Annotated in this window: 17 protein-coding genes; 4 read left to right on the top strand and 13 right to left on the bottom strand. The window is 57.6% G+C overall.

Annotation, left to right across the window (positions count from 1 at the left end):
- Positions 1-66: 66 nt before the first annotated feature.
- Complete coding sequence (locus LCM21_RS19275) at positions 67-888, bottom strand: ABC transporter substrate-binding protein (RefSeq protein WP_224892043.1); 822 nt, start codon at positions 886-888, stop codon at positions 67-69.
- Positions 885-1862, bottom strand: a complete 978-nt coding sequence (gene pip / locus LCM21_RS19270) for a prolyl aminopeptidase (RefSeq protein ID WP_224892042.1) — start codon at positions 1860-1862, stop codon at positions 885-887. The genes LCM21_RS19275 and pip overlap by 4 nt, the downstream gene beginning before the upstream one ends.
- A gap of 48 nt (positions 1863-1910) precedes the next feature.
- On the opposite strand from pip, the gene ubiG reads away from it, so the two are divergent.
- Complete coding sequence (gene ubiG, locus LCM21_RS19265) at positions 1911-2657, top strand: bifunctional 2-polyprenyl-6-hydroxyphenol methylase/3-demethylubiquinol 3-O-methyltransferase UbiG (protein ID WP_224892041.1); 747 nt, start codon at positions 1911-1913, stop codon at positions 2655-2657.
- A 2-nt stretch (positions 2658-2659) separates the two neighbouring features.
- Here the strand turns inward: ubiG and LCM21_RS19260 are convergent, their stop codons facing one another.
- Genes LCM21_RS19260 through LCM21_RS19245 form a run of 4 tightly spaced genes read right to left on the bottom strand, consistent with a single transcriptional unit; the run spans position 2660 to position 5003 of the window.
- Entirely contained in the window at positions 2660-3100 is a 441-nt protein-coding gene (locus LCM21_RS19260; protein ID WP_224892040.1) for a MarR family winged helix-turn-helix transcriptional regulator, read from the bottom strand.
- 14 nt (positions 3101-3114) lie between these two features.
- The gene (locus LCM21_RS19255) at positions 3115-3945 is read right to left on the bottom strand and encodes a carbon-nitrogen hydrolase family protein (RefSeq protein WP_224892039.1); all 831 of its coding nucleotides are present in this window, start codon (positions 3943-3945) and stop codon (positions 3115-3117) included.
- A complete protein-coding gene (gene grxC, locus LCM21_RS19250) occupies positions 3945-4202 on the bottom strand; it encodes a glutaredoxin 3 (protein WP_068338559.1) in 258 nt (85 codons plus the stop codon). The genes LCM21_RS19255 and grxC overlap by 1 nt, the downstream gene beginning before the upstream one ends.
- A gap of 36 nt (positions 4203-4238) precedes the next feature.
- The gene (locus LCM21_RS19245) at positions 4239-5003 is read right to left on the bottom strand and encodes a double zinc ribbon domain-containing protein (RefSeq protein WP_224892038.1); all 765 of its coding nucleotides are present in this window, start codon (positions 5001-5003) and stop codon (positions 4239-4241) included.
- Between LCM21_RS19245 and LCM21_RS19240 the strand changes: the two genes are divergently transcribed.
- The gene (locus LCM21_RS19240; RefSeq protein WP_224892037.1) at positions 4984-5814 is read left to right on the top strand and encodes a methyltransferase domain-containing protein; all 831 of its coding nucleotides are present in this window, start codon (positions 4984-4986) and stop codon (positions 5812-5814) included. The genes LCM21_RS19245 and LCM21_RS19240 overlap by 20 nt on opposite strands.
- A gap of 56 nt (positions 5815-5870) precedes the next feature.
- The gene (gene hemH / locus LCM21_RS19235) at positions 5871-6920 is read left to right on the top strand and encodes a ferrochelatase (RefSeq protein ID WP_224892036.1); all 1050 of its coding nucleotides are present in this window, start codon (positions 5871-5873) and stop codon (positions 6918-6920) included.
- 75 nt (positions 6921-6995) lie between these two features.
- Here the strand turns inward: hemH and LCM21_RS19230 are convergent, their stop codons facing one another.
- Together LCM21_RS19230 and LCM21_RS19225 are read right to left on the bottom strand one after the other, a co-directional pair.
- Positions 6996-7178: a ferrochelatase gene (locus tag LCM21_RS19230; protein ID WP_068338552.1), complete on the bottom strand. Its 183-nt coding sequence runs from the start codon at positions 7176-7178 to the stop codon at positions 6996-6998.
- Between the two features lie 140 nt (positions 7179-7318).
- Entirely contained in the window at positions 7319-7918 is a 600-nt protein-coding gene (locus LCM21_RS19225; RefSeq protein WP_224892035.1) for a L,D-transpeptidase, read from the bottom strand.
- Positions 7919-8087: 169 nt separating this feature from the next.
- Here LCM21_RS19225 and dalA point away from each other — a divergent pair, with 169 nt between their 5' ends.
- Positions 8088-8603, top strand: coding sequence for a divisome-associated lipoprotein DalA (gene dalA / locus LCM21_RS19220; protein ID WP_068338545.1), 516 nt, complete (start codon positions 8088-8090; stop codon positions 8601-8603).
- A 55-nt stretch (positions 8604-8658) separates the two neighbouring features.
- Here the strand turns inward: dalA and LCM21_RS19215 are convergent, their stop codons facing one another.
- The 5 genes from LCM21_RS19215 to lptC form a co-directional block, all read right to left on the bottom strand.
- The gene (locus LCM21_RS19215) at positions 8659-9123 is read right to left on the bottom strand and encodes a PTS sugar transporter subunit IIA (protein WP_068338541.1); all 465 of its coding nucleotides are present in this window, start codon (positions 9121-9123) and stop codon (positions 8659-8661) included.
- Between the two features lie 61 nt (positions 9124-9184).
- Positions 9185-9748, bottom strand: a complete 564-nt coding sequence (hpf, locus tag LCM21_RS19210) for a ribosome hibernation-promoting factor, HPF/YfiA family (protein ID WP_068338538.1) — start codon at positions 9746-9748, stop codon at positions 9185-9187.
- A 252-nt stretch (positions 9749-10000) separates the two neighbouring features.
- A complete protein-coding gene (gene lptB / locus LCM21_RS19205; RefSeq protein WP_068338535.1) occupies positions 10001-10759 on the bottom strand; it encodes an LPS export ABC transporter ATP-binding protein in 759 nt (252 codons plus the stop codon).
- On the bottom strand, positions 10759-11250 hold the full coding sequence (locus LCM21_RS19200; protein WP_068338532.1) for an LptA/OstA family protein: 492 nt from the start codon (positions 11248-11250) through the stop codon (positions 10759-10761). The genes lptB and LCM21_RS19200 overlap by 1 nt, the downstream gene beginning before the upstream one ends.
- A gap of 3 nt (positions 11251-11253) precedes the next feature.
- A complete protein-coding gene (gene lptC / locus LCM21_RS19195) occupies positions 11254-11853 on the bottom strand; it encodes an LPS export ABC transporter periplasmic protein LptC (protein WP_224892034.1) in 600 nt (199 codons plus the stop codon).
- Between the last annotated feature and the right edge of the window lie 4 nt (positions 11854-11857).

The raw sequence follows: 11857 nt of genomic DNA, 5'->3' as shown, positions 1-11857 counted from the left end.
CTGTTGCACCTGCATATACGCGCGGTTTCCCGAATCTGCAACCCCTAGCGCGTTGCGTGGCCTGATTTACGCCAACCACCACCGTTCGGCTATGCGGCCATCATCAAGCGCGCGGCCCGTAGCAATCTGACGCGGCATGCCCACATGCGGGGCCACGGCCAGCGCCATGTCCGATTCACTCGGGAAATATCGCAATCCACGCTGGTTTTTCAGACCGCCACCTGCCGGCAACGCGGCCACATCGACATATCCGTCCCGCAGCGCTTCAGCCCGTACACGTGCATCGGGGATAACGATGATTTCGATCGTCTCCGCCCACCCTGCCGAACCGTCCTTATAATGCCCGGACACTTTGCGGCCCAGGAAGTGACGATCGTCATCCGCGCGTTCCACCCGGTAGCATCCGGTGCCGTTTGCCTTGTTCAGCGGCGTTACGCCCTGTCCGCCCCGGGTGATGACAAAGCGGTTGTCAGCCAGAAGGAAGGGAACGCCCGGGTTAGCCTCGGCAAGCTCCAGCCGAACCGAATCTGCAGCAAGTGCCTCAGCTTGTCCGACCTCACTCAGAACAGCCACCACATCGGCGGCTTCCAGCGGTGCGCCGTCGTGGAAGGTAACACCCTTTCGCAGGTCAAAACGCCAGACACGCGCTTCGGCATCGGTATGCCAGCCAGTCGCCAATTCGCCGCGCAACGTGCCGTCGGGCGCAATCTCGGTCAGCGTATCAAAAACAGCCCCGCGCGCCACCAGCTCCAGACTATCGTCGCGCGGCACGGCCAATCGTAGAGCACCCCCCGCCTTTGGCGTATCCGCCAGTGACTTACCCGTCGCCGCTAACAAGGCAGCCGCGGCACCCGAGGCGAACAGAGCGCGGCGGTCAATCCGGGTCATGCTACCCCCTCGGCCACGCGGTCCATGATTCGAACCAACTCGGCACTGATGCCGGGTTCAGACAAAGCGTGGCCCGCGTTGCGTACCATCTTCAGCTCGGCATTGGGCCAGCGATCAGCAAGGGCCCACGCCGCCTGCGGCGGGCAGATCATGTCATAACGGCCCTGCACGATATGTCCGGGAATATGTGCGATCTTACCAATCTGCTCGAGGATCTGCCCATCCTTCTGAAGGAAAGCAGCATTCATGAAATAGTGATTCTCTAGCCGCGCGAAGGCGCGCGCGTATTCACCAGGGCTTTCCCCAACCCCACCTTGCGCGTGAATCGACGCCAATGCATTCTCCCACGCGGACCAGGCCCGCGCGTACAGGATTTCAGTGGCGCGATCCCCCGAGAAGAGGCGTTTGTTGTAGGCGCCGATCGTGTCGGACAGTTCGCCCTCGGTCAGCAGCGCGGTGAACTTTGCCCATTGCTCGGGCCAGAACTTGCCGGCCCCGCCGCCGTAGAACCAATCCAATTCGGCCTGCGTGGCCAAAAACACGCCGCGCAGCACCAATCGATTCACGCGGTCCGGATGCGCCTGTGCGTAGATCAACGCCAGTGTGGCGCCCCAACTGCCGCCAAACACAGTCCAGTCGTCGATATCCAGCAGGGTCCGCAGCCGTTCGATATCTGCCACCAGATGCCAGGTGGTGTTATCGGTCACTGATGCGTGTGGCCGTGATCGACCGCAGCCGCGTTGATCAAATAGAATCACCCGGTACGTATTCGGGTCAAAATAGCGTCGCATCGCCGGGCTGCAGCCGCCCCCCGGCCCACCGTGCAGGACCACAACCGGCACGCCATTGGGATTGCCGCACTGTTCCATATAGATACGGTGGCCTTCGCCAACATCGACCATGCGCTGATCGAACGGGTCGATCGGCGGGTACAGATATTGCACTGCGCGCTTTTGGTCCGGGTACTTGTCCATTATCGCCCTATATAGTCCTTTAACGTAAAAGAGCATACGGAGACAGGAATGCAAGCGCATCCGAATACTGTGGACCCGTCCGAGATCGCAAAATTCGAGGCGATGGCCGCGGAATGGTGGGACCCGCATGGGAAATTCAAGCCTCTGCACATGCTGAATCCCTGCCGTCTTGACTATATCACACAGCAGATCGCAGGAGAATTCGACCGGGATTTAAAGTCGCCTAAGCCTTTCGAACGCCTTCGCCTACTGGATATCGGTTGCGGCGGTGGCTTGCTGAGCGAACCCATGGCCCGTTTGGGCGCCGAGGTTGTTGGCGCGGACGCAGCTGAACGCAATTTGCCCGTCGCCCGCATTCATGCCGAGCATTCCGGGCTTGAGATCGATTACCGCCACACCACGGCCGAAGACATGGCTGCCGCAGGTGAGCAATTCGATGTGGTGCTGAACATGGAGGTGGTGGAGCATGTGGCCGATCCGCTCTCGTATCTCACCGCAACACAACAACTGCTAAAACCCGGCGGGCTGCAAATCTGCTCGACCATCAACCGCAACCCGAAATCATATGCGATGGCTATTTTCGGGGCCGAAGTGGTCATGCGCTGGCTGCCACGCGGCACGCATGAGTGGAGCAAGTTCATCACGCCCGACGAGTTGTTCGACCTGCTGCGTCAGGCGGGTTTGGAGCCGGTAGATCGCAAAGGCTTTGTCTTCAATCCGATTCTCTGGAGCTGGTCGATCTCAGACCGGGATTTGAGCGTGAACTATGTGACGGCGAGTGTGAAGCCAAGCTAAAGCTATTCGCCTTCCAACTGGATTCGCAGATCGCGCAGCACCGGCAACGTGCTGCGCACGCGCTCAACACCTAACTCTTCCACCACGCGGTTGATCATCGGCGCGATTGACGCGATTGCCTGATCGCGCGCGCGTCGTCCTGCGGGGCTGATAGCAACCATCTTGCGGCGGGCATCGTCCCAATCGGGACGAATGTGGATGTATCCGGCCCATTCCAGCTTGGCCAGAGTGTTGGTCATCGCCCCGCGCGTGACGTGGAACGTGCCTGCCAGTTGCGCAGGCGACCGTTCGTCGCCCACAAAGACCAGATGGTTCAGAACCGAGAAATGTGAAATCTCCATGCCCTTTGGCAGCACCCGGCTGAGCCGGTTGCGCAATAGCTGGTCTGCGGTCAGGATCTCGCTGAACAGCGTGACCGCGAGGGCATTGTGATCGTCTGTCATGGTCCGATTCTGGATCAGGGCCCGTCAAAACGACGGGTGTGCGTCAACGAGGGCACGCGGCGACGCGCCTCAGTCACAGAACTATCATCCAAATCGAAAAAGTGAATGCCCGGATCGGTCCCTGCGTCGACAACGACCTCTCCCCACGGGGCCACGACCATACTGTGGCCGTATGTGTGGCGGGTCTTTCCACGGGTTTTCGCGTGCTCTCCGGTTTGCGCAGGTGCCAGCACCCATGCGCCATTCTCAATCGCCCGTGCACGCAGCAGCGATTCCCAATGCGCTGCGCCGGTCACTGGGGAAAATGCCGCCGGAACAGTAAGAATCCGCGCGCCTGCTTGCGCCAGAGACGCATAGAGATGTGGAAACCGAATATCGTAGCAGATAGTCATCCCAATCGTACCAAAGTCGGTTTGGGCCAAAACGGCCTTATCACCCGGACGGTAGTTCTTTGATTCGCGGAACGTCTCAGACTCGGTGACTTGTACGTCGAACATATGAATCTTGTCGTACTTTGCCACGATCTGCCCTTGCGGGTCGATCAGGAAGGAGCGGTTGGCAAAGCGTCCGTCAGCGTCATGGGTTTTGATACCAAGCGAGCCGATCAGCAGCCAAACGCCCAGCTCAGCGGCCTGATCGCGCAGACCCGCGAGCGTGATGTCGTCTTCTTCATGCTGAAGAACCGCGCGCTGCCGCGTTGTGCTGGTAGAGACACAATTCGTCACCTCGGGCGTCAGGACGAACCGCGCGCCCTGGCCTGCCGCCTCGGCCAACAGGCCGCGAACGGTCGCCAGGTTTTCGACCGGATCATCCGACGAGGTGAGTTGCAGCAGCGCGGATTTCATCAGGCCGCCAGCAGACGGTCCAGCTTGCCCTGCCGCTCAAGTTCATAGAGCTCATCGCAGCCGCCGACATGTTGTGAACCGATGAAAATCTGCGGCACGGTGCGTTTGCCGCCCGCTCGCTTGATCATTTCGGGCTTGCGTTTGGGATGTATCAGCACATCGACTTCTTTGAACTGAACTTTCTTCTGTTTCAGCAGACGTTTGGCCGCGTGGCAGTAGCCGCACAGCGGCGAGGTGTAGATTTCAACCGGTTTCATTTCTTGTCCTTCAGATTTTTTACAATCTTGTGCGAATTAGGCATCCTTGGCAACGCGCGCCAGAGCCAACACAAAAATATGATTTGCGCCAGCTTCACGGCAGACACGTGCACAGGCCGTCAGTGTCGCGCCCGAGGTCATGACGTCATCTACCAACAGCACATCCCGGCCGTGCATCCGATGCAGGCGTCCGGGGTGGGGTGAAATCGCGCCTGACAGGGTATCTGCCCGTTCCGCTGCGGTTTTCCCGTCCAGAACCGGCGTCCGGACCCGGCGCTTCAAAAGGTCCGGGCAAACGTCCAGCCCGGTTTCGCGCGCCAAATGCTGCGCCAACAGCGCCGACTGGTTATATCGCCGTTTGACCAATCGCGACCAATGCAACGGCACCGGCGCAATCAGCATATCATCGCGTATCAAGTCCCTGCCAGCCTGCGCCATCCACCTGGCCGCTGGGCGGGCCAATTCCGGTCTGTCGCCATGTTTCAACGCCAGAATCAACGACCTTGCCTTGCCCTCGTACAAAAGCGCGGCGCGCGCGGCGCTCCATGGGCGGGGTGTTTTCATACAGTCATCACATTCAATTCGATGACCGTCTGGCGCGCCCGGCAGAGGCACGCCGCAACTTTCACATACGAGGCCGCCGATAAAGGGCGTATCGCGCCAGCAAGAACCACACAGACCAAAATCGGTTTCGGTCAGATCACCGCATCCCAGACACCGCGCGGGATAGATGAGTTGAACAGCGGTTTGAATTCGCTGCAAGATGCGATAATTCCGCCCTATGAAGCTGCCTGACTCCACTGCACCCTCTCTGTTCGACCGCCGGGCACTTGACCGGCACCGTGCCCGAGCGCGGGATGAGGCCCTGTTCCTGCATCATGCCGCCGTGGACGAAGTGCAGGATCGCCTCTCTATGGTTAACAAAACCTTCACGGCCCCAGCGATCGTGACGCCGTTCCGACAGATTTGGCAGAATGTTCTGACCAACGCACAGGTTATCCCGGATGATGAGGTTCTGGCCTTGCACCCCAAGGCGCATGATCTGGTGATCCACGCCATGGCGCTGCACTGGGCCAATGATCCCGTGGGCCAACTGATCCAATGCCACCGAGCCCTAAGGCCAGATGGGTTGCTGTTGGTGGTATGTCTGGGAGGCGAAACCCTGCACGAGCTGCGTGCCGTCCTTGGACAAGCCGAGATCGAGGTCAGCGGGGGGCTCAGCCCACGCATCGCGCCCATGGCCGAACTACGCGATCTGGGCGGCTTGCTGCAACGGGCAGGACTTGCCCTGCCAGTCGCCGACACCGCCCGTCTGACGGCGGAATATCGCGACCTGACCCACCTGATGCATGACCTGCGCGCGATGGGAGAGACCAACAGCTTGTCCGGGCGTGTGAAACACCCCACACAAAGGAAGATTTTTTCGCGCGCCCAAGAGATCTATGCCTGCCACTTCTCGACCCCTTCAGGGCGGCTGCCCGCAACATACGAATTGATCTGCCTGACCGGCTGGTCACCCGACGAAAGCCAACAAAGACCCTTGCGACCAGGATCGGCCAAAGCGCGCCTTGCCGATGCCTTGGGAACAAAAGAAGGCAAACTGCCCGATTGACGACTGGTCTTTTCCAGTTATCTCAGCCCGATACGCAGAAATTCAGGAAGCCCGACATGTTTGACGCCACCCGCCCATCCCATGCCCCCGCAGACCACCCCAAGGTCAAAATGGGCCGTGTTGGTATCCTGCTGGCCAATCTGGGCACGCCGGATGACTATAGCTATTGGCCAATGCGGCGGTATCTGAACGAGTTTCTGTCGGATCAGCGCGTGATCGACTATCCCAAGTGGAAGTGGCAGCCGATCTTACAAAGCATCATCCTGACCAAGCGTCCTTTCAGCTCGGGTGAGGCTTACAAGTCGATCTGGAACCACGATAAGGGCGAAAGCCCACTCATGACGATCACCAAGGACCAGACAGCCAAGATGCGCAAAGCGATGCAGGCGCGCTATGGAGATCAGGTGCTGGTCGACTTCTGCATGCGCTACGGAAACCCGTCGACCAAATCGAAAGTGCGCGAAATGGTAGCCGCAGGATGTGATCGCATGCTTTTTTTCCCGCTTTACCCGCATTATGCGGGCGCTACTACCGCGACCGCCAACGATCAGTTCTTCCGTGCATTGATGGATGAAGCCTGGCAACCCTCAGCCCGCACGGTACCACCCTATTTCGATGAGCCCGCCTATATCGACGCATTGGCCCGGTCGGTGGAAAACGCCTATGCCCAGATGGAATCCAAGCCGGATATCCTGGTTTGTTCGTACCACGGTATGCCGGAACGGTACTTGCAACAGGGCGATCCCTACCATTGCCAATGCGCCAAGACGACAAGATTGCTGAAGGAACGGCTGGGCTGGCCAGATGATCAGATCACGTCGACGTTCCAGTCGCGCTTTGGCCCCGAGGAATGGTTGAAACCCTATACCGTTGACCACGTGGCGGACTTGGCCAAACAGGGCAAGAAAAACATCGCCGTCATCGCACCCGCATTTTCAGCCGATTGCATCGAAACGCTGGAAGAAATTAACGAAGAGATAAAAGAGAGCTTCGAGGAAGCGGGCGGTGAGGAGTTTACTTACATCCCTTGCCTCAACGATGACGATTCGCACATCGAAGCCCTTGGCAAAGTGATCGAAGATAACCTGAAGGGCTGGTTGGACTGAGCCATCTTTGCAACCAGGCATGAAAAAAGGCGGTGGAGTGCTCCACCGCCTTTTCTCTAGATAACGCTCGTCAAATTAGCTTGCTGCAACAGCTGCGGCTACGACGACCAGCAGGATCAGCGGCAGCAGGATACCCTGCGACGTGCCCTGTGTTTCTTCCACAACAACCGGTGCTTCGACAATCGGCTCTTCCAGGTTACCGGCATAAGCGGTCGAAGCAGCAGCGGTCAGTGCAGCGGCGAGAACGAGTTTCTTCATATTAACCTCCAGAATTTGCACGATTCCAAATAGTGAAACCGCGCACCCAAGACTTACCTCGTGTTATTTTTCTAATCAGCTATCTGACTGGAATGCAATTGCAACTTGCGCTGCAAGCGGGTTCGTGAGCAAAAATGTGGTCAAATTAGCAACACTTGCGTGCCAACATTCGTCATTGAAAACAATTCTGCGATATCTTCGTTGAACAAGCCAATACACCCATTGGACGATCGGCGCCCGATCTTGCGGGTATCATGCGTGCCGTGAATACGGTAATATTTCCAGCTGAGATACAAAGCGTGTGTTCCCAACGGGTTATCCGGACCTGGCGGAATATAGTCCGGCCATTCGGGGTTTCGCTTTTTCATCGATGGCGTCGGAGACCAGCTTGGACCTTCAACCTTGCGGATCACGCTGGTCCGGCCACGACGGGTCAATTCCTCGGTCAATGGCACTGAAGACGGGTAGAGTTTGTAGGTTCTCTGGTCGTCGGACCAGTAATGTAACGCACGAGAAATTGTATCAACCAGGATCGCGCCGTTATTTGTATTTGAGAAATAGGTTCGCCAATCCTGCGCGCGAAAACCCGAAATGTTCCGACGCACCTGCGGTTCCGGCTCGGGCGCGGGGCGCAGCGGATCGCCGGGTATGTATTGCGCGATAGCAGGAGAGGCCAATACTGCCGACGCTCCGGCAAGGAACCCACGACGGGTAGAAGTGTGTAAGTATTTTTTGACCATGATGAACGGTCCTCTGCTAAGGCCAACCTGAAAATCTCACATATTCTATTGCCAGAATGCTTCAGTCGCAAACCAAACCGGCAGAATCATGCGAAATGGGGGCACCGTTCGTTTGCCCAAGGCCGCCTGTCGCGCTATGCCCTAGGTTAAACCAATCATCAGGCTAATCATGACGCGTATAGTTTCTTTCCTTTTTGCATGCGTTGTTGCGCTGGCAGCGTGTACTCCAACCAGCACTCCGACTTATGGCTCGGACGGGCGGCCATTGCCGACAGTTTACAAGATCGGGCGAAACTCCGAAAAACTGCAGTTCCGCATGCTTGATTCGGTCAATGCGCTGCGTCAGGCCCAAGGCTTGCAGCCCGTGCAACTGAACGCACAACTGAACGCTGCCGCGGCAACACATTCAAAGGACATGGCCCGACAGAATCGCCCGTGGCATTTTGGGTCGGACGGGTCCTCTCCGATCGACCGCGCGCGGCGCGTGGGCTACTTTGGTACCTTCCTGGGTGAAGCGATCTCTGAGACCTATGAGACCGAGACCGAGACCCTCGCTGCCTGGATGCAGGAACCCGGGCCGCGCTCGGTGATCATGGATCCGAAGGCTACGCAAATGGGGTTTGCCTGGCATCAGGAAGGCGGCGGCAAAATCTGGTGGACATTGGAAATGGGCACCGGCGGGTAGTCGCGGTGGAACCCGAAAAAGCCTCCGGATGTCCGGGGGCTTTTTCTTATGTAAACTAAGCGGCTTGCATCGATTGTGCTTCGGTCAGAATGGCATACAGCTTGACCGGATCCGGGTTGGCGCGCAGCTTCGAGCAGACTGACGTATCGCGCAAGGTACGAGACACCAGCGCAAGCGCTTTCAAGTGATCCACCCCGGCCTCTTCGGGCGCGAACAGCGCAAAAGCGATATCGACCGGTTGGCGGTCAACCGAGCCAAAATCAAGCGGCTTTTCAAGCATCACGAACACGCCCGAAACACTTTCCAACCCGCCCATCCTTGCATGCGGGAGCGCCACGCCATGCCCAACACCGGTTGGCCCGAGGCTTTCTCTCTCTAGCAGCGCGTCAACGACGAGCTGAGCTTCAAGGCCCAGTGTCGCATCAGCCACATCCGCAATTTCCTGAAACAACCGCTTCTTGCTGGAAGCAGAAGACAATACGCGGACTGCCTCGGGCTTCAGTATGCTCGAAAGCTCCATGATTACGCTCCATGGCGACGCTCCCACAGATGCGGGGGCGCGCCTTTGCTATTCTTGCCTGTTACGGATCAATCCAGCCTATGTTGCCGTCTTCCCGACGATACACGACGTTCAATCCATCCTTGTTTTCATTCCGGAACACCAGCACCGGGGCACCGGCAAGTTCCATCTGCATAACGGCTTCACCAACACTCAGCGATGGGATCTTGGTTTCCATCTCGGCCACGATCATCGGCTGCAGGGATTCGGGTTCGTCAGCCGACTCAGATTCATCAGAGGCGAGGATATAAGACGACGCCCCGAAGAGTTCAACAGGCTCTGCACGATCCTTGTGATGGTCCTTCAGCCGCCGCTTATACCTGCGCAGTTGTGTTTCCATCTTGTCACAGCAGCCTTCGAAGGCCGCATAGATTTCAGTCGCATGGGCCTTGGCCTGCGCTGTCAGGCCAGTGGAAAGATGCACTGTGGTTTCGCATACATATTCATGCGCTGAACGGGAAAAGACGACGTTGGCATCTGTAGGTCGCTGGGCATATTTACCCACAACCTCGCCCAGCTCGGTCTGCACGTGAGTCTGCAGCGCCGCACCGATGTCGATCTGTTTTCCGCTGATTTGGTAACGCATGTGATCTCCTTCACAATTCACACCCATTCTTACGTCACGTAGCGCGACGCATGTCTTTTTATCGGGTGGGGGATAAAGGCATATTCCGCGGTAGCCGTACCTGCCTCCCTTCAAAGAAGGGGGATCGTGATCCAGACGGGAACCGAAGAAACGCCATAGCCCAATTGAGGCAAGAGACGGCGAAAGAGTCAATCAAAACAGACGTGCATATACGTAAAATCCGCCATACCGTCGGCGCAATATTGCGCAAGCTTATGAAATCCGGAAGTTTTCGCCCAAGTACACGCGGCGTACGTTTTCGTTTTCGACCACTTCATCCGGTGTGCCGGACATCAGGACCTGACCATCATGCAGGATGTAGGCGCGATCCACAATCTCGAGCGTTTCCCGCACGTTATGATCGGTGATCAAAACACCGATGCCGCGCTTTTTCAGGTCGGCAACAAGGTGGCGGATGTCACCGACGCTGATCGGATCAACACCGGCAAAAGGTTCGTCCAAAAGCAGGTATTTCGGATCAGCCGCGAGGCAGCGCGCAATCTCGACACGGCGACGTTCCCCGCCCGACAACGCCAGCGCAGGTGCCCGACGCAGATGTTCTATCGAGAAGTCCGACAGCAATTCCTCAAGTCGTTCTTTGCGGCGATGAACATGCTTCACCGAGATGTCGAGCACCGAAGCGATATTGTCCTCAACGCTCATACCGCGAAAAATCGACATTTCCTGCGGCAGATAGCCGATGCCCAGCCGCGCACGGCGATACATCGGCAAGGTCGTCACGGTCTGCCCGTCAATCGTGACGGTGCCGGCCTCGGGGAACACCAGACCAGCGACCGAATAGAACGTTGTGGTTTTGCCTGAACCGTTTGGCCCCAGCAGCGCAACAACTTCGGACCGGTCGAGCGTCATCGACACATCCCGGATCACCGTTTTCTTGCGATAGGATTTCCGCAGTTTTTCTATCCGAAGGCCTGATTGCCCATGGGCCACGGTCAATTCAGGCCGCGTCATCAGTTTTCGCCCTGTTGCAGGATGGTTTTGACATTTCCAGTCATCGTAGCTGTGCCAGTCGTCAGGTTGGCATTCATCTGATCGCCACTGATGGTGCTGGGCCCCTGTGTCAACAGCACATTGCCCTTCATTACGATTACGCCCGAGTCGATGGTATATTCAGCCCAGTCACCCTCGGCCGCATCGGGCGGGCTGACCAGAACCACATCTTCGGTCGCTTCCATCCGCTCAATGCCCGAGCGTTCCTCATTGTAGATCACCAACACGCGCTCAGCCGTCAGGCGCATCTCACCCTGAATAACGATCACATTTCCCAGAAACTCGGCCGATCCGTCCTCTTGATTGACGTTCAACCGTTCCGATGTCACCTCGACTGGTTGGCTAGGATCTGCTTGGACAGCGCCAAACGCGACCTGCGTTTCCTGCGCAGCCGCACCAAAAGCACCCAGGGTCAGAGCGCAACAAATCAGAACAAAACGAAAATTTGTCACAGGTTATCTTTCTGCCTTTTCGGGCTCGTATATCAGCTTCACGCCATCTGTAAAAATAATATGGACAGGACCATCCTTTTTTTCCGTGCCGAAGGTCATCCCACCCGCCGTAAAATTGCCGATGATACCAGTTCCATTGACCTGACCCGGCGCGTCGCCCCGGATTTCGTTGAGTGCGGTGTTCAGCAGTTCGGTGGTGACGACAGTGCCATCCGTTGACGTGATGACCACGTCACCAACAAAGGTGGCCGAGTTCTTGTCAGGCCGCAGCACGCCCGAATTTGAATCCAGCGTAATGACACCGCCATTCGACAACCCCAGACGACCGCGGAATTCTGCGGCAGTCGGAGTGGATGCCCCGGTCCCCTGCGTGGCCCGGATCGCCTGAATCTGAACCTCTTCACCCTTGCGCGTGGTGCCGCGGTAGTTTGGCTGTGTGACCACCTGATCCGCCAGCCGTTCGTCAATATCATTTTGCGCAAAGGGCACGTTCACGCTGGTATCGATACTGCGGGACAAAAGGAATACGCTGGATAGAATCAGGATGGCCACCAGCGGCAGCAACACCTTGAGGAACTGTACCCTGCGTGAATGTCCGTCCACTGCT

The organism is Ruegeria profundi, from assembly GCF_020171505.1.
Lineage (GTDB): Bacteria > Pseudomonadota > Alphaproteobacteria > Rhodobacterales > Rhodobacteraceae > Ruegeria > Ruegeria profundi.
The sequence above is the reverse complement of the archived record's forward strand: the minus strand, read 5'-3'. Positions and strand labels throughout refer to the sequence as shown.

Bases quoted from the DNA above. Each gene is read 5' to 3' on its own strand.
- LCM21_RS19230 (WP_068338552.1), bottom strand. From the start codon at position 7,178: ATGAAGAAACTCGTTCTCGCCGCTGCACTGACCGCTGCTGCTTCGACC.
- hpf (WP_068338538.1), bottom strand. From the start codon at position 9,748: ATGCGTTACCAAATCAGCGGAAAACAGATCGACATCGGTGCGGCGCTG.
- LCM21_RS19240 (WP_224892037.1), top strand. From the start codon at position 4,984: ATGAAGCTGCCTGACTCCACTGCACCCTCTCTGTTCGACCGCCGGGCA.
- lptB (WP_068338535.1), bottom strand. From the start codon at position 10,759: ATGACGCGGCCTGAATTGACCGTGGCCCATGGGCAATCAGGCCTTCGG.
- LCM21_RS19275 (WP_224892043.1), bottom strand. From the start codon at position 888: ATGACCCGGATTGACCGCCGCGCTCTGTTCGCCTCGGGTGCCGCGGCT.
- LCM21_RS19255 (WP_224892039.1), bottom strand. From the start codon at position 3,945: ATGAAATCCGCGCTGCTGCAACTCACCTCGTCGGATGATCCGGTCGAA.
- dalA (WP_068338545.1), top strand. From the start codon at position 8,088: ATGACGCGTATAGTTTCTTTCCTTTTTGCATGCGTTGTTGCGCTGGCA.
- LCM21_RS19215 (WP_068338541.1), bottom strand. From the start codon at position 9,123: ATGGAGCTTTCGAGCATACTGAAGCCCGAGGCAGTCCGCGTATTGTCT.
- grxC (WP_068338559.1), bottom strand. From the start codon at position 4,202: ATGAAACCGGTTGAAATCTACACCTCGCCGCTGTGCGGCTACTGCCAC.
- ubiG (WP_224892041.1), top strand. From the start codon at position 1,911: ATGCAAGCGCATCCGAATACTGTGGACCCGTCCGAGATCGCAAAATTC.
- hemH (WP_224892036.1), top strand. From the start codon at position 5,871: ATGTTTGACGCCACCCGCCCATCCCATGCCCCCGCAGACCACCCCAAG.
- pip (WP_224892042.1), bottom strand. From the start codon at position 1,862: ATGGACAAGTACCCGGACCAAAAGCGCGCAGTGCAATATCTGTACCCG.
- LCM21_RS19225 (WP_224892035.1), bottom strand. From the start codon at position 7,918: ATGGTCAAAAAATACTTACACACTTCTACCCGTCGTGGGTTCCTTGCC.
- LCM21_RS19260 (WP_224892040.1), bottom strand. From the start codon at position 3,100: ATGACAGACGATCACAATGCCCTCGCGGTCACGCTGTTCAGCGAGATC.